At 40.0% G+C, this 20872-nt stretch carries 18 protein-coding genes; 14 read left to right on the top strand and 4 right to left on the bottom strand.

Annotation, left to right across the window (positions count from 1 at the left end):
* The first annotated feature begins 17 nt into the window (after positions 1 to 17).
* Together EV695_RS02360 and EV695_RS02355 are read left to right on the top strand one after the other, a co-directional pair.
* Entirely contained in the window at positions 18 to 860 is an 843-nt protein-coding gene (locus EV695_RS02360; protein WP_131904303.1) for a class I SAM-dependent methyltransferase, read from the top strand.
* 21 nt (positions 861 to 881) lie between these two features.
* Positions 882 to 2537, top strand: a complete 1656-nt coding sequence (locus EV695_RS02355; protein ID WP_131904302.1) for a glycosyltransferase family protein — start codon at positions 882 to 884, stop codon at positions 2535 to 2537.
* Between the two features lie 54 nt (positions 2538 to 2591).
* On the opposite strand, the gene EV695_RS02350 is transcribed toward EV695_RS02355, so the two are convergent.
* The gene (locus EV695_RS02350; RefSeq protein ID WP_131904301.1) at positions 2592 to 3593 is read right to left on the bottom strand and encodes a hypothetical protein; all 1002 of its coding nucleotides are present in this window, start codon (positions 3591 to 3593) and stop codon (positions 2592 to 2594) included.
* A gap of 293 nt (positions 3594 to 3886) precedes the next feature.
* Here EV695_RS02350 and EV695_RS02345 point away from each other — a divergent pair, with 293 nt between their 5' ends.
* From EV695_RS02345 to EV695_RS02315, 7 genes are all read left to right on the top strand, one after another.
* Positions 3887 to 4741, top strand: coding sequence for a glycosyltransferase family 2 protein (locus tag EV695_RS02345; RefSeq protein WP_131904300.1), 855 nt, complete (start codon positions 3887 to 3889; stop codon positions 4739 to 4741).
* Positions 4742 to 5815 carry a capsular polysaccharide export protein, LipB/KpsS family gene (locus EV695_RS02340; RefSeq protein ID WP_131904299.1) on the top strand — a complete coding sequence of 358 codons (1074 nt, stop codon included), beginning with the start codon at positions 4742 to 4744 and terminating at the stop codon, positions 5813 to 5815.
* A gap of 95 nt (positions 5816 to 5910) precedes the next feature.
* A complete protein-coding gene (locus EV695_RS02335) occupies positions 5911 to 6456 on the top strand; it encodes a UPF0149 family protein (RefSeq protein ID WP_131904298.1) in 546 nt (181 codons plus the stop codon).
* Between the two features lie 66 nt (positions 6457 to 6522).
* On the top strand, positions 6523 to 7833 hold the full coding sequence (pepP, locus tag EV695_RS02330; RefSeq protein WP_131904297.1) for a Xaa-Pro aminopeptidase: 1311 nt from the start codon (positions 6523 to 6525) through the stop codon (positions 7831 to 7833).
* A gap of 23 nt (positions 7834 to 7856) precedes the next feature.
* Positions 7857 to 9158: a 2-octaprenyl-6-methoxyphenyl hydroxylase gene (gene ubiH / locus EV695_RS02325; RefSeq protein WP_131904296.1), complete on the top strand. Its 1302-nt coding sequence runs from the start codon at positions 7857 to 7859 to the stop codon at positions 9156 to 9158.
* On the top strand, positions 9155 to 10342 hold the full coding sequence (locus EV695_RS02320) for a UbiH/UbiF/VisC/COQ6 family ubiquinone biosynthesis hydroxylase (protein ID WP_131904295.1): 1188 nt from the start codon (positions 9155 to 9157) through the stop codon (positions 10340 to 10342). Before ubiH ends, EV695_RS02320 begins: the two co-directional genes overlap by 4 nt.
* Positions 10343 to 10510: 168 nt before the next feature.
* Complete coding sequence (locus tag EV695_RS02315; protein WP_131904294.1) at positions 10511 to 11752, top strand: cation:proton antiporter; 1242 nt, start codon at positions 10511 to 10513, stop codon at positions 11750 to 11752.
* Positions 11753 to 11933: 181 nt separating this feature from the next.
* Here the strand turns inward: EV695_RS02315 and EV695_RS02310 are convergent, their stop codons facing one another.
* The 3 genes from EV695_RS02310 to gpmI form a co-directional block, all read right to left on the bottom strand.
* Positions 11934 to 12452 carry a DUF5362 family protein gene (locus tag EV695_RS02310; protein WP_131904293.1) on the bottom strand — a complete coding sequence of 173 codons (519 nt, stop codon included), beginning with the start codon at positions 12450 to 12452 and terminating at the stop codon, positions 11934 to 11936.
* Positions 12453 to 12597: 145 nt separating this feature from the next.
* Complete coding sequence (locus EV695_RS02305) at positions 12598 to 13146, bottom strand: CAP domain-containing protein (RefSeq protein WP_131904292.1); 549 nt, start codon at positions 13144 to 13146, stop codon at positions 12598 to 12600.
* A 148-nt stretch (positions 13147 to 13294) separates the two neighbouring features.
* Positions 13295 to 14857, bottom strand: a complete 1563-nt coding sequence (gene gpmI / locus EV695_RS02300) for a 2,3-bisphosphoglycerate-independent phosphoglycerate mutase (RefSeq protein ID WP_243651432.1) — start codon at positions 14855 to 14857, stop codon at positions 13295 to 13297.
* A 245-nt stretch (positions 14858 to 15102) separates the two neighbouring features.
* Here gpmI and EV695_RS02295 point away from each other — a divergent pair, with 245 nt between their 5' ends.
* From EV695_RS02295 to phoU, 5 genes are all read left to right on the top strand, one after another.
* Positions 15103 to 16149 (top strand): substrate-binding domain-containing protein, encoded by a 1047-nt coding sequence (locus EV695_RS02295; RefSeq protein WP_131904291.1) that lies wholly within the window; start codon positions 15103 to 15105, stop codon positions 16147 to 16149.
* Positions 16150 to 16406: 257 nt separating this feature from the next.
* Complete coding sequence (gene pstC, locus EV695_RS02290; RefSeq protein WP_131904290.1) at positions 16407 to 17795, top strand: phosphate ABC transporter permease subunit PstC; 1389 nt, start codon at positions 16407 to 16409, stop codon at positions 17793 to 17795.
* Positions 17788 to 19074 (top strand): phosphate ABC transporter permease PstA, encoded by a 1287-nt coding sequence (gene pstA / locus EV695_RS02285; RefSeq protein ID WP_131904289.1) that lies wholly within the window; start codon positions 17788 to 17790, stop codon positions 19072 to 19074. The genes pstC and pstA overlap by 8 nt, the downstream gene beginning before the upstream one ends.
* Before the next feature lie 80 nt (positions 19075 to 19154).
* Complete coding sequence (gene pstB / locus EV695_RS02280) at positions 19155 to 20066, top strand: phosphate ABC transporter ATP-binding protein PstB (protein ID WP_442784325.1); 912 nt, start codon at positions 19155 to 19157, stop codon at positions 20064 to 20066.
* A 76-nt stretch (positions 20067 to 20142) separates the two neighbouring features.
* A complete protein-coding gene (gene phoU, locus EV695_RS02275) occupies positions 20143 to 20871 on the top strand; it encodes a phosphate signaling complex protein PhoU (protein WP_131904288.1) in 729 nt (242 codons plus the stop codon).
* Position 20872: the final 1 nt, after the last annotated feature.

The following is a 20872-nucleotide window of genomic DNA, read 5'->3' as shown; positions in this document are numbered from 1 at the left end:
TACAGGCCGTTTTTCCTATGTTTGAATTTTTATCTAAACTATTCAATAACAATAAGGAGGCGATTGAACACTCTGAAGAGAAACCTAAACAAAAAACCAGTGAGGAATCTAAACTTCGCTCAGCTAAAGATACTTATACGGATAGATGTTCTGTTTGTGGTTTCTATGGTGAATTTCATAAGAATAATCGTTCTTTTAGAGAAGGGTATCAGTGCCCAGAATGCAATTCCTCACTTCGATACAGGGGGCAGGCTGCATCAATTTTAAAAATATTTGGTAAACCTGGTCAGGAGACGATCACAGATTTAAGTAAAGATGATGAGTTTTCTCAGTTAACTATTTATGAGCCTGGTCTTATAGGTCCCTTTAGAAAGTTGTTTTCGGGTTATAAGGGATATAGAAATTCATTCTATTGGGATGATGTAGATTTAGGTGATTATAGTGACGATATTCAGTGTCAGTCTTTAGAAGAGTTAACCTTTGGGGAAAATGAGATAGATCTGATTATCTCTTCAGATATCATGGAACACGTGAGACAACCGTGGGTTGCTTTTGCAGATATTTATCGGGTTTTAAAGCCTGGCGGCTACCATGTTTTTTCAATTCCAATAGATTTTCCTATTAAAAGTAAAACGACATATAGAGTAGATACATCTGGTGATGACGATGTTTATATAGAAGAGCCTTATTATCATGGTAATGGTGTGGGTGGGAAATCCTTGGTATACACTGATTTTGGTGCTGATATTGAGTCGCATTTAATTAAAATTGGTTATAACGTAGATATGGATGTCATGGATCATGAACATGTAGATGTTAAAAAATTGCTTACTTTTGTTACTCAAAAAAATATAAATTAGGATATAGGACTATTGTTATAGATGTTTGTTTCTCTATTAAAAAGCATTTTTCATAAAAAAAGACCTATTAAATCAGAAGGAAATCTGTCAGTTGTTATTAAGACCCCAGTTACCAAATGGAGAAGGGCTAAAAACTGGGGGGATTATCATATGGCTGTGTTACTCAAAAAAGAACTTGAGTGTGAAGGTTATGATGTATTAATCCAGATTTTACCAGAGTGGTATAACGATGAAGGTAATACTTATGATATTACGATTGTTTTTAGAGGATTATCCAGATACGAACCACAATCACATCAAATAAATATTATGTGGAATATATCTCATCCAGATTTAGTGTCTGATGATGAATATGAAAGTTATGACAAAGTTTTTATAGCGTCTTCATTCTGGGCAAAAAAAATTGCAAATAGAGGCATAGAAAATATAGAAACTATGTTGCAATGCACTGACCCAATCCGTTTTCAAAAGCCTTCTGATATTGATAAAAAGAAATATAATTCTCAATTACTGTTTGTAGGAAATTCAAGAGGTGAATTAAGAAAAATAATAGCCGACTTGCTTCCAACAACGCTGAATCTTATTGTTTATGGAAAAAACTGGACTAAATTAATCCCTAAAAAATATTTAAAAGGAAAATATATTAAGAACGCTGAGTTATACAAATACTATGGTTCTGCAGATATCCTTTTAAATGATCATTGGGATGATATGAGAGTAAAAGGATATATTTCTAATCGTATTTATGATGGACTTGCTAGTGAGGCATTTATTGTTTCTGACAAAGTGCAGGAGATGGGGGATTTAGAAAAATTTATACAAACTTATGAATCTAAAAATGAACTATTAGATTGTATTACTTATTATTTAGCACATCCTGAAGAAAGATTGAAGAAATCTCAAGAAGGAAGGGAGTTTGTATTAAATAATCATACATTTAAGGATAGAGCTAAGCAGTTTTCTGTATGCATTGAAAATATGGTTTTATTAAAGAATCAATGTGTAAAAAGAACTCAAAAATGCAATATTTGTGGCTCTAAAGAGTTTAAACCAGGCCCTTTTGGTCGCCTAACTAAAACAGGTGATATGCCGCACTGCTTAACATGCGGCTCATTAGAAAGACATCGTTTGATTCGAACGGTATGGGAGAAAATTCCGGCTGATTTTTTAAGTCAGAAAAAAGTTCTTCAATTTAGCTTAGATCCTAGTGTTGATTCTGCATGGTTTCAAGAGCATGAAATTTCTATTTATGAACATCGGAATAGTATAGATTTACAAAATATTAATCGTGAAGATGCATCTTACGATGTGGTTATCTGCAATCAAATACTCGAGCATGTGGCAGATGATAAAAAGGCATTCAATGAAATATTACGGGTGCTGACAGACGATGGTTTTCTTCAAATGACCGTGCCTCTTCCTATTAGAAAAAAGATAACAGAGGATTGGGGGTACCCAAAAGAAGACTTTCATGGGCATTATCGACACTATGGAATTGACTTGATTGAGCATTTCTCTCAGGCTCACCCTGGTGTATTTCTCATTAATTGTAAAGCTTGTGATGATGTAACTGGTGTTGAGGATTATGTGTTTTTCTGGATGAAGAGCAAGAAAACCCGAGACTATTTACTAGATAACCTGATAGGAAAAATAGAAATTGAAAGGTATTTAACTTAAATCAAATCGACATAATAACTACCTGAATTAAGTAAGTTGGTACTCCAGTAACTTTTATAGCGCCCATTCTTCAATAACTTCATTTTTAACACCTGGTCTTGTAGCTTTGCCATACCAAATATCCGCTACATGTCCTATGTCAATTGCACAATTACCAGAAGCCTTCACAGAGTTACAATAAGGTTTCCCTAGAACGCCAGCCGCAACTAAAACAAGGCTATCACAAGGGAGGCTATTTATTTCTTTTAAAACGGAGTTGTACCTGTCTGGCCAATGTAATTCTGCAGATTTATCTCTCATAGAACGTTGGCCTGGGATATTGATTTCATTCACGTGTTTTAGTTTAAAAGAGTTTTTAATTTTTTCGCCTAAGCCTTTGTTGCCAGTAATAATTGATATATTACTAAATTTCTGAAAAATTTCTCCAAAGTGAGGGAGTAATAGTTTGGATATCCAAGGCCCTGTTATTATTATTGTTGAATAATTTTTGTTGGATTTGAGCTTTTCAAAAATGTAACAAACTTGTGCATAACTTCCTAAAACAGCGCGAATATCAACATCTGAAATATGTTCGTTATTAAGTTTTCTTCTTATAAAAGAACGAACAGGAATCCCAAGGACGTCAGCATTTTCAATTGACGTTTGAAGCAATTTTCTAAACTCATTAACATTATCTGGGATTAACTGATCAGAACCAAAAATTATTTGCGAAATTCTTTTTGTTATATAAGTGTCTAGTGGAGAGCGATCGTATTTTTTAAATGTCTCTCCAAATAAGAGTGTGCCTTCTCCGTCATTAGCTCGAATTATCGAAAAAGGGGAGTTTGATTTAACTTTTTCATCAATGAAGCTAATAATTATTTTTGCGGGGTCTTCACTTTTAACTCCGTGTGATCGATGAATAGCATCCCATTTTTTTTCATACATTCTTACACTGTTTTTACTTATAAAGTCCTCAAATTGACTATTTTCTATCTCTCCAAATGGTTCCCAGATTTTTGAGCCATAGATTGCTTTAGTAGGGTTTCTCAATCTAGACAATAATTTTAACCACATATAATTTCCGTTATGCTTATGTGTATACAGTCAGTGATTAAATATAAAGCTGTATTTTTTGTCTAGTAATAACTGAATACAGTTATAGCATTATTAGTTTGTAACTAATAAGGTGAAGCATTAGTCATTAATATTATTGTTGTTGAAGACTAAAAAAAGATGAATAAAAAAATAAAAGTAAAAAAGAAGCGGAAAAAGCTGTGAGTATTTAAGGTTAAATTAGTGAAAATAAAGAACTAGATACATAGTATATTATTTCAATACGCTCATACTTTTTAAAGACTGAATAATTAATGTTATTAACAATTGTAATTCCTGCTTTTAATCGCCAAGATTCATTAAATTCTTTACTCGAAGAAATATCTAAACAAAATAATAATGAATTTAAAAAGTCAATTGAAGTAATAATAATAGATGATTTTTCATCGCCTCAAATAACACTTCCTGAAAAGATAATGGAAGTCATATTAATAAGGAATAATATAAACTTAGGTGCGCCAGTTTCTCGAAAGATAGGATTTGAATCATCCCAGGGGCAATTTATTCATTTTCATGACTCGGATGACACTATCTCTGAGGGATGGCTCGGTAAAGTAATACAGCAACTTAAACAAGATTCAAATTTAGATGTTTTAATGACGGCTCGCGTTGATCATGAAATGGCCGAAGACACAATAAAAGTACAAAAATACTTCAATCTGAAGTCATCTCATCCTAATAAAATCAAATCAAGATTAATTTATCGAAACTGCATGGGGCCATTAGGAGGCGTGACATTTTCTCGACAGGTTTTAGAAAAAACCGAGTTTAAATCGTTCGCCTCTTGCCAAGACTGGCAAATGTATATCGATGTAATGAAACATGCAAAGGTATTGGTGAGTCGGCCTGACATAAAATTTATTTTCAATAAAACAGGGGATGATCGCATTTCGCATAATCCAAGAAAGAAAATTCTTGGGCATCTTCAACTTGCTAAAATCACGGGTAAAAAATCAATATTTGGACGGCATATTCGATTGTTCTATTTGTATACCTGTAAACAACACATCTATAACAAAGGTGGTTATGTTCTTCAGTTTTATAAAAAAAATAAGTTGAGTATCTTTGTTACCTTCCTCATCGTCAGCATTTATTGGAGAGTAACTTAAATGCTTTATTGCATTAACTTTACTCGCTGGAAGCTCAATTATATTAGCTCTTTTTTGGCAGAAGATGGCGAATCTATTTTCGTTTCTTCTGCTTCCAATGCTGTTGAAAAAGGGTTTAATGGAAATTCCCAATTAATCTCATGGGCAAGTAAAGATCATAGCGAAGTAGATAAGCTGATTGCGGAATTTGGAATAGCCCCATGGTACATAGAAGATGGTTTTATTCGTTCGGCAGGTTTAGGTACTGACTTAACCGCTCCTGCATCATTGGTGCTAGATAAAACCGGGATTTATTACGACCCCAATACGCCAAGTGATCTGGAATCTATTCTGCAATTAAAAAAGTTTACTCAGGAAGAGCTTGATAGGGCCGAAGCTTTAAAAAATTCGTTAATTGAGAATGAGTTAAGTAAATATAATTTAGGTGTTTCATTCACTAAAGAGTCTTTGTCTTTAAAACCCGGTCAAAGAATTATATTGATCCCCGGTCAGGTGGAAGATGATGCTTCGATTAAAAAGGGCTGTGTTGATATCGACACTAACGCTGCCTTGATTGAATCTGTGCGAGATAACAATAACAACGCTTTTCTTATTTATAAACCACATCCTGATGTTGTTAGCGGTAATCGTAAGGGAAAAGTTGATAAGCAGGTTTTAGACGCACATACAGACTTAGTTTTGTATGATGCCAGTATCACAGATTGTCTGGCAGTAGTGGATGAGGTTCATACAATGACCTCTCTAGTGGGTTTCGAGGCGTTGCTGCGTGATTTAAAGGTAGTTTGTTATGGCTTACCCTTTTATTCTAATTGGGGCTTAACCTCTGATATGCATGATCTGCCTCGGCGCTCTCGAAAGCTGGTCTTGAATGAACTCATTGCTGCAACATTGATCGATTATCCTCGTTATATGAATTGGGAAACCAATCAATTAACAACGCCTGAAGTTGTTGTTCAGCAACTTAAAGAACAAATAGAAAAACAAGGGGGCAAACAATCTAATCAGGTTTCATTTTTAAAGCGATTCTCTCGAAAAGTGATGAATTATTTAACCGGAGTATTTCTGGTTAAGTAATTATTTTCTTAAAAAACCCTCTATAAGTGGGGGGGTGTATTTTTATTGATTAATAAGCGCTAAAATTACGTTCTATTATTATTGAAAGTACAAAAATGGAAAATTTTGATTTAGATCTCTCTCTGCAAGATGCTGAGGCCGATTACAATGCTGCTGAAGCACAAGCTATTGCTTGTGGATTGTTGGTGGTGAATATTACTTCTGACAAGATTGCCTGGGTGAAACTTATCTTTGGTGACGTCGATGTTGATAATGCGAAACAACATAAAGCGATTAAGTTAGCGGGCGAGTTATTCGACGAAACAAAGCAACAATTACAAGATTCTAATATGGGCTTTGATCTGCTGTTACCCGAAGAGGATGAATCACTTTATGCTCGAGTGACAGCGCTTCAGCAATGGTGTTCTGGATTTATCCTGGGTATCGGCATGTCGGGTGTAAAAGATCATAAGTCTCTGCCTCAGGACTCTCGTGAGCTACTGGCGGATATTACCGAAATCGGCACTGAGGGTGAGTTTGATCTTGAAGATGTCGAGCAATCTGAAGAAGCTTATGCAGAAATTAGTGAATATGTTCGTATGGGCGTTCTGTTGATTAACGAAGAACTTCAGCCATTAAAACAATCCTCTTTAATCCACTAAAAGCATTAATAAATCATCTATAAACACAGCCAAATAATGCAATAGAACTTTAAAACAGAGCGAGCCATGAAACAGATTAGTATCAAAGAATTCTCTCAACGTCGAAGCGATTTAATGGATCAGATAGGAGAAGATGCAATTGCAATTATCCCTTCTGCTGAGTTACAAATTCGTAATCGTGATGCTGAATTTGTTTTTCGCCAAGATAGTGACTTCCTCTATTTGACTGGTTTTAATGAGCCAGAAGCGGTTGCCGTTTTAGTCCCTGGTAGGGAAGAAAGCGAGTACATCTTGTTTTGTCGTGAGAAAGATCCAAAGACAGAGCAGTGGACCGGTCGTATGTCGGGTTTGGTTGGCGCAGTAGAAAACTACGGTGCTAATGATGCATTTCCTATTGAAGATATTGACGAAATCCTGCCTGGTTTGATGGAAAACAGAAATAAGGTTTTCTACAGTGTTGGTCATAATCAAGACTTTGATAGTCAGGTTATTAGCTGGGTAAATTCTCTGCGTGCCAAGGTTAGAAATGGCGTGCAAGCTCCGTATGAGTTTATTTCCTTGGATGTTCTGCTTCACGAGATGCGTTTATTCAAATCGCCGCAAGAACAAGCACTAATGAGAGATGCTGCCAAGGTTTCGGTAAATGCTCACCAACGCGCTATGAAAACCTGTAAGCCGGGTATGATGGAATACGAAATTGATGCTGAATACATGCATGAGTTTAGAAAGTCAGGCATGGTTCCTGCTTACACCAGCATTGTTGGCGGTGGCGAGAACGCCTGTATTCTTCATTATATTGATAATAACCAAAAACTAAACGATGGCGATTTGCTATTGATTGATGCTGGTGCCGAAAACCAGGGCTACGCCAGCGATATTACGCGTACTTTCCCTGTCGGTGGAAGGTTTAGTGAAGAGCAACGCATTCTTTATCAAATCGTACTTGATTCGCAATATGCCGCGATTGAAATGTCAAAACCCGGTAATCGCTGGATCGATCCACATGATGCTGCTGTTAGAGTGATCACTGCCGGTTTATTGGAAAATGGCTTGCTCAAAGGTGACCTTGAAGAGCTGATTGCGGAAAACAAATACTTCCCGTTTTACATGCATAAAACGGGTCATTGGTTGGGCTTGGATGTGCATGATGTGGGTGATTACAAAATCAGCGAAGAATGGCGTGAATTAGAGCCGGGAATGACGCTGACAGTAGAGCCGGGTATCTATGTTTCACCTAGCGATGACATTGATAAGAGATGGTGGAATATCGGCATTCGTATTGAAGATGATGTGCTAATAACAGAAACCGGCAACGAAGTGCTGACAGGTGCTTTGATTAAAGAAATAGATGACATTGAAAGCTTGATGGCGTCTTAACTAAATAGATCAGCAATCACACTATGAATGAGCAATCTATCACTAAACAATCAACAAATAAGCAGCCAGGTGGCAAAGATGTTTACGACATCATCATAGTCGGCGGCGGAATGGTGGGCGCGAGTCTGGCTGTAGCGTTATTACCGCTTAAGCTAAAAGTAGCTTTGGTTGATGAGTTTGAATTTGGTGCTCCTTCGCAGCCTTCTTATGATGATAGAGCGATTGCATTGTCCTATGGTTCTAGTTTGATTTTTAAAGGCATGGGCTTGTGGGATGAGCTAAAACCGAAAACCACTGGAATAAACAATATCCACGTGTCTGATCGAGGGCATTTTGGTGCAGCGCGTTTATCGGCAGAAAAAGAAAATGTTCCGTCGTTGGGATACCTGGTTGAAAGTAAGGTGCTTGGGCAGCAGTTGTATGAAGTGTTGAAAAATACTGATGTTGATTTAATTCAGCCTGCTAGTGTTAAAAATCTTTCTGAAAGTGATAATGCAGTAACTTTAGAACTAGAAAATAATAATGAATTAAGTCAGATAAGTGCTCGTTTACTGGTTGCGGCAGATGGCACCACGTCTAAAATTAGGGAATTATCGGGGATTAATATTACCCGCTCAGATTACAAGCAATCTGCGATTGTCAGTAATGTCTCTACTGAAAAAACTCATAACGGTGAAGCCTTTGAACGTTTCACTGATAATGGTCCCATTGCGTTATTACCAATGTCAGATAACCGTTGTTCGCTGGTTTGGACGCATAATACAGAAGGCGGAATAGAAAGCCTTGATGCAGTGATGGCGATGAGTGATCAGGATTTTTTAAACGAGCTTGGCAAAGAATTTGGCTATCGTTTGGGGCGTTTTACCAGAGTAGGCAAGCGTTCTACTTTTCCTTTATCGCTAGTCACGGCGGATAAGAATACTGCGAATAGAACCGTAATCATTGGCAATGCTTCGCATACTTTGCACCCTGTTGCTGGTCAGGGATTAAATTTAGCCCTTCGTGATGTTGCTGTGCTAACGGACTTGGTGGCAGATTTGATGGGTAGCAATCAAACTGAATCTACAATCAATAACATAGCATCACTGTTAAGCGCTTATGAAGAGACGCGTAAGGGCGATTTGAAAGGCACAATTCAATACACCGATTCCCTGGTGCGTTTATTCTCGAACGATCAGGCTTTATTAGGTCATGCGCGTGCAGGAGGGCTATTGGCATTTGATCGATTGCCTCCCCTTAGAAATTGGTTAACGCGAAAAAGCATGGGTATCAACTATCGTCAATCGCGTCTCGCTAGAGGCTTGGCACTGAGAGTCGCATCATGACTGATAAATTAAGCACGGAAAGAAAGCATTTTGACGTTGTCATCAATGGTGGCGGTATGGTTGGCGCTACTCTGGCGTGTTTGTTGGCTAAAGCAGGTCGTACAATAGCGGTTATTGAATTTGCTAAAGCTACCGAATTTTCAGCTGACTCACCTTATGACCTTCGTGTATCAGCAATTAGCCGTGCCTCACAAAAGGCATTTACAGAAATCGGTGCGTGGCAAGTGATGCATGAAATGCGCGCTTCTCCTTACGAAAGCATGGAAGTCTGGGATGCCGAGGGTAATGGCAGCGTGCGCTTTGATGCTGCTGAACTGGGCGAGCCAGATATTGGCCATATCATTGAAAATCAAGTGATCCAGAAAGCAGTGTCTGATGCATTGAAGAAGCTGGATAAGGTCACCTTGTTTCAGCCAGATTCGTTGGATAGTTTTACTGTTAATGATGATTCTGTTGAAATATGCCTCCAAAGTGGGGGGGTGATAACAGCCAATCTGTTAGTGGGTGCTGATGGCGCAAATTCTAGTGTCCGTGAACTTGCCGGTATTGATATTGAGTTTGATGACTATGCGCAGAGCGGTTTAGTCACTGTGGTGAATACTGAACTTCATCACCAATATACGGCATGGCAACGTTTTCAGAAGACAGGTCCATTAGCCTTTTTGCCATTATCCGATGGGAGTTGTTCGATAGTCTGGACACTGCCGTCCGATAGAGCAGATTACTTTTTATCGTTGAGCAAGAATGATTTTAAAAAAGCATTGGCAGAAGCGTTTGATCATAAGTTGGGGAATATCACCAAGGTTGGAAAACGTGCAGCATTTCCACTTCGGGGTTCACAAGCGAAGCCTTATGTCATGGAGCGAATTGCCTTGGTGGGTGATGCGGCTCACACGATTCATCCATTAGCGGGGCAGGGTGTAAATCTCGGTATCAAAGATGTGGTTGAGTTAGCAAAACAACTCGATGGTGTTGTCGATGTTGGCAAAATAAAAGCATTAAGGCGTTACGAGCGCGCCAGACGCGGTGATAACGTCATAACAATGCGAGCCATGGAAGGTTTTCGTTTGCTCTTTGGACACTCTGCAAATTCAGTAAAGTCGATTCGAAACTTTGGTATGAATATGTTTAACCAATTGCCACTTGTAAAGAATGAAGTGATTAGAAAAGCGCTTGGTTTGTAAGTATCTGTTAAAGTTGCGTTTTGGTAGTGATAAACAGAATAGATTAATTTAGAAAGCCACCCCCCTACTTAGAGGCACTTTTTTAAAAAAGTGCCTCTAAGTAGGGGGGTGGCTGATATTTGAAGTAATTAAGTTAAATATATAATTTAAACAATAAATAGGTATTCAATGAGCATAATAAACACCATAGCGATACTCATTAGCCTCGCTGCTATCTTCAGTTACCTCAATCATAAATACCTTAAAATCCCAACCACCATCGGCTTATTAGCGATCGCGTTGATCATGTCATTAGGCATAGTATTACTCGGGAAAATGGGTTTGCCGATTGAAGATCAGGCAATAGCACTCCTAAAAGGCATCGACTTTAATGAGACACTTATGCAGGGAATGCTTAGTGCCTTGTTATTTGCAGGGGCATTACATGTACATCTTGAAGAGTTGATTAAACAGCGCTGGATAGTCGCTATTCTAGCTAGTGTCGGCGTCATGACTTCTACCTTTCTGGTTGGTTTTGCCTCTTACTATATCTTTGGCTGGCTGGGTTTAGATATTCCCTTTATCTACTGTCTATTGTTCGGTTCTTTAATATCTCCCACAGACCCTATTGCAGTACTGGGAATCTTAAAAACAGTCGGTGCGCCGAAGTCTTTAGAGACTAAAATTGCGGGTGAATCATTGTTTAACGATGGCGTAGCTGTGGTTGTGTTCCTGGTATTGTTAGGCATAGCCGGCGTTGGTGGTCATGGAGATCATGAAGAAATAAACGCTGCCAGTATTGCTGCCTTGTTTGCTCAGGAAGCAGTTGGTGGTGCCATTTTTGGTTTTGTGATTGGTTATATTGCCTATCGAATGCTGTCTTCAATCGATAATTATCAGGTTGAAATTCTAATCACACTCGGTTTAGTTTTCGGTGGTCACGCGTTAGCGAGCGCATTGCATTTATCCGGCCCAATAGCGATCGTTATTGCAGGATTGTTGATCGGTAATAGTGGGCGAAAATTTGCGATGTCTGACAAGACTCGTGAGCATCTGGATAATTTCTGGGAATTGATCGATGAAATACTCAATGCCGTTCTGTTTGTGTTGATTGGTTTAGAGGTATTGGTATTAACTTTTGATACTACCGCTGTAATTGCTGGTTTAATCATGATACCTGTAGTGTTGGCTATTCGCTTTTTCTCTGTCGGAGTACCTGTATCAATCATGAAGGTACGTCAGACGTTTACACCCAAAATAATCAGAATACTTACGTGGGGCGGTTTGCGTGGTGGTATTTCAATCGCATTAGTTTTAACACTTCCAGCAGGTGAATATAGAGAAGCTTTGCTGATGGTTACTTATGTAATCGTTGTATTCTCAATTTTGGTGCAGGGCATGACAATAGGCAAACTGGTTAAAAGCAGGTAATCGCTTTAACTTATTCGGAGCCTATTTAGAACTTAGTAAGACCCGACTAAACTGCCTGATAGCACAGGTGAGAAATAGCAATAAAAAAGCTCGCTGAATAATATCAAGCGAGCTCTTAGGTATATTTATTGTTACCAAGCTTTAAATTTAAGAGATATAAAGTTGGTAAAGATAACTGACTTTAGAACGCTCCACCCATCAGTGCGCCACCTATACCAACAACCATCATAACGATCATAATAACGATGGTAAGCAGTGTCAGGATACCTATGAGCTTCCAGAAGCTTGCCTGATGCTTTAAAGCCGCTTCCATATCTTGCGCTGTGCCAGACGCCACAAAGCGTTTAATTGCTCCTGCGTATTTTAGTAAGAACAGCGATATCACAAAATACAAAATGGTCATGATCAAGTACATGACGCCCATACCTATAATAAGGCCTCCACCGCCTATACCACGTGGCATACCAGGCCCGCCCATCATTGCAGCGCCGCCACCGAAAAATATTCCAACGGTGCCAATAGCCATTAATGCGGTAAAGATAAAACCCACGATGGATATTAATAATACCCAAGGTCTAGTGCGCTTTAGTTGGTCAACAATGCCCGTTGTAATGGCATTGCCGCTATTGTTATTTCCTATTGTTGTGCCTGCTACGTCTGATTTAGGCGTAGCAAAAGCATCATTTACGTTGCTGCTCATATCATTCCCCGAATAAAAGTAAGTGGTTTCCTATTTGATTTACTCATTGCTTGATTAATGAGCAGCTAGGACTTTACCATTAACAGTATTAATAGCGAATGAATTGGCGGTACTTTTAGTAGTATGGGACTGGTTTTGTCTGGATTTAGTATGGCCATTCCCCAATGTAGTTGCCACGCGGGTGATAATTGCAGGCCCAAATTTGAGATTTGTCAGGGCAAATCGCTTTGGCACACCCTACTTGTTGTGATTCGTGCCAGACCATTTGAGTGAAGTGACCGCAGTCTTGACCTGGTTGACATCTATTGTTTTGATAATCATAAAAGTTAGCTTCCTCAGCCCATGCTTTTACAATCTCTGTGGGGTGAAATCTCTGTATTTTTTTCACGCCGCCACTAAATTCTTCAGGGCTTGCCCAAAACAGGTTTTCTCCATGTATTTGCTGGAATTGTCCGCCATTTTGATTGGGGCGATGAATCATTTCGCAGTTCTGTGTTTGTGCTAAATGGTCGACCCATTGTTGGGCATATTTTGATAGCTCGTTGGACCAACTGAGTGGCTGTTGGTTATATTGCGCGCGCACTTGGTTGTGCGAGGAGAGGATTCCTGAAAATTGTGCTGGCTCCGATGCAAAACTGGAAGTATTCAGCAACAGTAGGGCTGCTAATACAAACAAAGGAAGTGTTCTTTTCATACAAAATAGGCTTGGTAATTTTTGATATTGCCAAGCCTACTGTATCTATTCAGGATGTCACCATTCGTCGGTATTGGTGGTTTTTACCCTCCGACAGATTAACGGTGTTAGGAATAAACGGAAGAATTTCTGGAGTAAACGACTTAAATCAGTACGCTGCTGGTTTTGAGTCTTCCGTCATTTCTTCTAGTAAAATAGATTTACTCATAATCTCTTTTGGTTGTTCGATTCCCATTAACTGCATCACCGTAGGTGCAATATTGCTTAAGCCAGCTCCTGTGCTTAATTTCCAGAAAGACTTGTCGATCACCAAGCAGGGTACTGGGTAAACCGTATGTTGAGTATTCGGTTCTCCCGAGTATGGGTCGATATACTCATCACAGTTGCCGTGATCAGCAGTCACTATCACTGAATAGTCATTGGCAACGGCAGCATCAAGCACGCGTCCGACTTCACGATCCAAGGCTTCTACAGCTCGAATAATGGGCTCAGGAATTGCAGTGTGCCCGACCATATCGCCATTGGCAAAGTTAACCACGATGAAATCATGCTCACCAGCATTGGCTGCTTTAATAATTTCATCAGCCACTTCTTTAGCGCTCATCTCTGGGCATTCGTCGTAGGTGTTCACTTTTGGCGATTCTATTAAAATACGATCTTCGCCTTCATAAGGTTGTTCTTTGCCGCCGTTTAAAAAGAAGGTGACGTGAGCGTATTTCTCTGTTTCTGAACAATGCAGTTGTTTCAGTCCAGCCTGACTAATGGTGTCGGCTAAATTTGTTGCAGGTCTTTCTGGTGGGAAAATAACCGGCGCATTAAATTTCTTTTCATACTCCGTCATGGTTGTTACGACAACAGGTGAATAATCACCACGATCAAATCCATCAAAGTCAGTCATGCTTAAAGCTGCAGTCATTTGTCTCGGGCGATCATTACGGAAGTTGAAAAACAACACGGCATCATCTGCTTCAATCTTTTCTGCATTCGGCATAACGCGCGGAATAACGAATTCGTCATTTTCACCGTTAGCGTATGCATCGTCGATGGCTTGTAATACGTCGCTGGCACTTTCACCTTTACCATTAACCATCGCTTCCCAGGCAATTTGCGTGCGATCCCAGCGGTTGTCTCTATCCATCGCGTAATAACGTCCGGAAACGGTTGCAACACTTCCACCGAATTCCTCCAGAGTATCTACCATTTGCTGTAAGTATTTCTTTGCCGATTTGGGAGATGTATCGCGTCCATCTGTAATGGCGTGTATTACAGGTTTAACCTGATTGTCATTACAGATTTTGATTAAGGCACAAAGGTGACTCACATGACTGTGCACACCACCATCAGAGACTAAACCGATAAGATGCAGAGGTCTGTTTCTGGCTTTGGCAGAAGCAATGGTTTCGAGTAATGTTGGATTCTGCGCAAGGCTGCCATCTTCGATAGCATCATCCACACGAACCAAATTCTGTTTGATAATGATTCCACAGCCAATCGTTAAATGCCCCACTTCAGAGTTACCCATTTGTCCATCGGGTAAACCCACTGCATTTCCGGATGCTTCTAACGTAGTGTGGGGGTATTTACCAAAATATTCGTCTAAATTTGGGGTATTCGCTTCATAAACCGCATTGTTTTTCTTACTTGGGTTTACGCCAAAGCCATCCATGATGACAAGCATTGTTTTACGACGTGGGGCTGATTTTGTAGTCACTTTATTTCCCTAAGGTTGTGCTTTATATAAGCGGGCTATAATAACTGTATTGTGTTAAATATTCACTATTACAAGTCTGTAGCGCTGTTTATACCAAATTCAAGCTAAAAAAGTGTCCCAAAGTAGGGGGGGTGACTTTAATTATGACAAACTAAATGGAATTAAATTGTCTTTGTCATAAACCTGTCATATTGGCTAATTATGATGCGCACCATATTAAATAATATTTATTTGGAGTCATCTTCATGAAAAAACTACCTATCCTATTGGGTGCAACATTGTCACTTCTATCTACGAGCAATTTTGCGGCGGGTAGAGATTACATAGAGATTGTTGGTTCTTCTACGGTATATCCTTTTGCTACTGTTGTGGCTGAGACCTTCGGTAAGAAAACAAAATTCAAAACGCCAAAAATTGAATCTACTGGTTCAGGTGGTGGCTTAAAGCTATTTTGTTCGGGTAATGGCATTGATACTCCAGATATTACAAATTCATCGCGACGTATCAAACAGAGCGAGGTTGATCTTTGTGAGAAAAATGGCGTAAGCAATATAACTGAAGTTCAGGTTGGTTTTGATGGCATCGCGATCGCGAATTCAAAGAAAGGTCCAACGTTTGATCTTAGTCTAAAAGATGTGTTTTTGGCGTTAGCGAAAGAAGTACCAGGCGAGAAAGAAGGTGAGTTCATCGCAAACCCATACAAAACATGGAAAGATGTTAACTCAAGTTTGCCAGATACAAAGATTGAAGTATTAGGTCCTCCACCAACGTCGGGTACTCGTGACGCGTTTGCAGAGCTAGCACTTGAAGGCGGTTGTAAGAAGATCGATTGGATCAAGGCAATGAAAAAGACCGACAAGAATAAGTACAAAGAAGTTTGCCATACCGTTCGAGAAGACGGTGCTTTCATCGAAGCTGGCGAGAACGATAACCTAATCGTTCAAAAATTAGTGAGTAATAAAGATGCTTTGGGTGTATTTGGTTACAGCTTTCTGGATCAAAACTCAGACAAGGTTAAAGGCGCGATTGTCGATGGTGTAGAGATTTCTTTCGAAAATATTGCTGACGGTAAATATGCAGTTTCTCGTCCATTATATTTTTATGTGAAAGGTGATCACGTCGGTAAAGTGCCAGGTATTGCTGAGTTCCTTACTGAATTTACATCTGAAGATGCTTGGGGTGATGATGGGTATTTAACTGAAAAAGGTTTAATTCCACTCAGCGAAGAAAAGCGTGAAGAAGTGGGTAGTGCTGCAAGAGAGTTAAAAGTACTCAGTCTGGATGCGAGTTAAATATAGGTAATATAAAAATAATTAAGTAGTTGCCGAACCCTCTTCTTCTCCTAGTTATGGGGTTTGGCAACATTTTGTTTTTTCCGGCCTGAGTCGTTGATACATGCTAGATGCATAGATGACTGCATAGTTAATACAGCGCAAAAGATTTTATCTTACACTGCGAACCCGTATTAACTTCGACGATTCAGACCAGAAAGAATAAGTTCTTTTTTATTGTACTTTTAAGATTGTAATTAAATTTTTTTGAGATAAACATGCCTACACAGACCATTCTTATTACCCTGATAGCATTGCTTATTTTTAGCTATTTTATTGGGCATAAAAGATCTATCGCAGTATCTAGTTTAGATAAGGGTAGACGTAATTTACATTCAAGACCGCACTATTACGGTTACATGGTAGCAATCTGGGCAGGTATCCCCGCGCTACTGATATTGATGCTTTGGTCTGCTTTCAACTCAAGCATTATTACTTCATTAACGGTTTCTGGTTTGCCAGATACGCTTCAAGCTGAATCCAAAGACACGCTTGGTCTAATCATTAACGAAGTAAAAAATCTCGCTGTTTCTGGTCAGATTGCCGAGGAAACAGATGCTGTAAAACGCGATGCTGCTTATAATTACCAACGTCTCCAAAGCATCAGTACTTTGGCGAAAACGGTTGTGGTTTTTGTCGCGGCTTTACTCGGTATGTTGTTTGCCTGGCGATTAATTAACCCAGAACTCAGAGCAAGAAACAAAGTAGAAACTGTAGTGCGCTGGGGAATGATCATCTGCGCCTCTATCGCGATTTTAACAACGGTAGGTATCGTGTTTTCGGTGCTTTTCGAGTCGATACGATTCTTTGAATCTGTGCCAGCGAGTGATTTCCTCTTTGGTACAAAGTGGAGTCCGCAAACCTCGATTAGAACTGACCAGGTGGGGAGCTCAGGTTCGTTCGGTGCTATTCCCTTATTTGTTGGTACTTTATTGATCTCAGTGATCGCATTGGTAATTGCTGTACCGTTAGGGTTGATGTCAGCGATTTATCTTTCTGAATATTCAAGCAGAAGAGTGCGTTCATTTGCCAAGCCAACGCTAGAAATTCTGGCGGGTATTCCAACGGTTGTGTATGGTTTTTTCGCGGCACTTACGGTGGCTCCTTTTCTTAGAGACTTAGGTGAAAGCATTGGTTTATCTGTGGCATCAGAAAGTGCGTTGGCCGCAGGTGTGGTAATGGGAATTATGATTATCCCATTCGTGTCTTCATTGTCTGATGACGTTATTTCCGCTGTGCCTCAAGCGATGCGAGATGGTTCGTACGGTATGGGCGCAACCAAGTCAGAAACTATTCGTCAGGTTGTTATTCCTGCGGCACTCCCGGGTATAGTTGGTGGTGTGTTACTTGCGGCATCTCGTGCAATTGGTGAAACCATGATTGTGGTGATGGCGGCTGGTTTATCCGCGAATTTAACCGTCAATCCATTAGAAGCAGTGACCACCGTTACGGTACAAATAGTCACCTTGTTAACAGGCGATCAAGAGTTTGATAGTCCTAAAACTTTAGCTGCATTTGCGCTAGGTCTTGGTTTATTCGTTATCACCTTGTTGCTCAACTTTGTTGCGTTGCAAATTATTCGAAAGTATAGAGAGCAGTATGAGTAATTCAAATTCCACTGAAATTATAAGAGCGGGTTTAAAGAAGCGTTACGCTAGAGAAAAGCGCTTCCGTCTGTTTGGTATTGCTTCATTGATGATTAGTTTTGCCTTTTTATTGGTATTGCTTTTCACCATCGTAAGTAAGGGCTGGCCTGCTTTTCAGCAAACCTACGTGAAACTTGATATCGAGTTGGATGAGTCTGTGTTAAAAGTAAACAGTAACTCCGATGAAGATGCCTTGTATTCGGCAAACTACCAAAAAGTAGTTAGAGCGAGTCTGAATAAAATGTTTCCGGGTGTTTCGGGGCGCAAGAAAAAACGCGACTTGAGAAATATAGTAAGTAACTCGGCAGCATATACCATTCGTGATGATGTGTTGGCTGAACCGAAATTACTCGGTACCAAGCAGACTTACTGGTTTTTAGCGAAAGATGATATTGATGTTTTTATGAAGGGTAAGATAGATCGAAACCTTCCTGAAGATGAGCGCCGTCTTAAAGATTATCAATTTGAGTGGATCGATAAGCTGATAGAAGAAGACAGGCTGGAAAAACGTTTTAACACAGTGCTGTTTTCAAACGGTGATTCGCGAGAGCCAGAGCAGGCGGGTATGAAAGGAGCCATTATGGGTTCTTTATTCACCATGCTGGTAACCTTGATGTTATCTTTCCCGATTGCAGTAGCGGCAGCAGCTTACCTCGAAGAGTTTGCACCACAGAATAATAAGTGGGTTGATATCATCGAAATTAATATCAACAACCTGGCGGCTGTGCCTTCGATCGTATTTGGTCTATTGGGTCTGGCGGTCTATATCAATTATTTTGGTGTTCCGCGCTCTACACCGTTGATAGGTGGTTTGGTTTTAACCTTGATGACATTGCCTACCATAATTATTGCGAGTCGTGCGGCAATTAAATCAGTGCCACCTTCCATTAAAGAGGCGGCAATTGGCTTGGGTGCATCACGCGTCCAAACCTTATTTCAGCACACATTGCCTTTAGCAATGCCGGGTATTTTAACTGGTACGATTATCGGTATGGCGCAAGCACTGGGCGAAACAGCACCGCTGTTAATGATTGGAATGATAGCGTTCGTGGCGGAAGTGCCAACCGGAGTATTAGATCCCTCAACGGTTATGCCAGTGCAGATTTACCTGTGGTCTGACAGCCCAGAGAGAGCGTTTACTGAAAGAACCTCTGCCGCTATTATGGTGTTATTAGGGTTCTTGGTAGCGATGAACTTAATCGCCATAATGCTTAGAAAGAAATTCGAGAGACGCTGGTAAGCTTTATTCCCTGAGATATGATCATCAGGTATAAAGTACTAGCAACGAGATAGACCAAATTTATTAATTGAGTAAAAACTATGACTGACGTTATCAATACAATGCCAGGAATGCCAAGAGCGGCTCCGTTAGAATCAGAAACGCCAAAACCTGCTGTTGATGCAATTACCGGTGAAAAGCACCGTAGTGAATTTGATGTAGAAATCAATGGCACGGTGGGTAAGCCATTAGTCGACAACGCTAAAATGAGTTCACGAAACTGTGATGTGTTTTATGGCGATAAGCAGGCAATATTTGGTGTCGATTTAGATATCGGCAACAATGAAATTATTGCCATGATCGGTCCTTCTGGTTGTGGTAAATCGACCTTTTTGCGCGTGTTAAACCGCATGAATGACACTATTTCAATTTGTCGTGTTACCGGTGAGCACACTCTGGATGGTGAAGATATTTACGGCAAGAAAACAGACCCAGTTTTACTGCGTGCCAGAGTCGGCATGGTGTTTCAGAAGCCAAACCCTTTCCCTAAGTCGATTTACGATAATGTGGCTTATGGTGCGCGTTTGCATGGTTTGGCATCTAATCGTTCTGAGCTTGATGACTTGGTAGAAGCGAGTTTGATTAAAGCCGGCTTGTTCAAAGAAGTTAAAGACGATTTGCAGAAACCAGGTACAGGTTTATCAGGCGGACAGCAACAGCGTTTATGTATTGCGCGTGCGATTGCGGTAGATCCTGAAGTGATTTTAATGGATGAGCCAACCTCGGCACTTGATCCTATCGCTACAGCAACCATTGAAGAGTTAATGGATGAACTGAAATCAAACTATACCATTGCTATTGTGACTCACTCAATGCAGCAAGCTGCGCGCGTTTCGCAACGCACTGCTTACTTCCACATGGGTAAGCTGGTTGAAGTGAATGATACCGATAAGGTATTTACTAACCCTGAGCATCAATTAACAGAAAACTATATTACTGGGCGCTTTGGTTAATACATTGGTGAATAAACCTAAGCGAAATGTGCATCGTTAAAAGTACACGCTTAAAGTAACGTTAAAAGGTAAAAAAATGGAAATAGGGCAGCATATTTCACAGCGCTATAATGAAGAGCTGGAAGATATTCGAAACCAAGTGCTGAAAATGGGTGGTTTAGTAGAATCCCAGGCAGAGCAAGCGGTAAAGGCATTATTAGAGTCTGATTTTGAGCTGGCGAAAGCCGTTGCGAATGGCGATGAAGCAGTTAACCAGATGGAAGTGGATATCGATGAGGAATGCACTCGCGTGATCGCGAGAAGGCAACCTACCGCTTCTGATTTACGTTTGGTTGTAGCCGTTGTAAAAGTCATTACAGACCTCGAAAGAATAGGCGATGAAGCAGAAAAAATTGCTCGTTATTCTAAAAAGCTTGCGAAAAAACAAAATATCACAAGAATGCACTCCGAGCTTTCACACATGAGTCAATTAGTCTTGACCATGCTGCATGACTCATTAGATGCATTTGCACGACTTGATGCTGATGGCGCAGTAAGAATTCTCGGTAAAGACCAACAAGTGAATGTTGAGCTGGATAATTTGTCGAGATTATTGATTACCTTCATGATGGAAGATCCGCGTCATATAAAGAGCGCTTTGAGAGTAAGCTGGTGTGCGCGTTCATTAGAACGAATCGCTGATCATGCGCAGAATATCTGTGAATATGTTATTTACCTGGTGAAGGGTAAAGATGTACGACATACGTCTTTGGAGCATATCCGTTCGAAATACTTTCCGTATGACATTGAAGACGGCGAAGAATAAG

The sequence above is a fragment of the Cocleimonas flava genome, assembly GCF_004339015.1.
In the GTDB taxonomy this organism is placed as follows: Bacteria; Pseudomonadota; Gammaproteobacteria; order Thiotrichales; family Thiotrichaceae; genus Cocleimonas; species Cocleimonas flava.
Note: the sequence above shows the minus strand (reverse complement) of the source record. Positions and strands in the feature narration are given on the sequence as shown.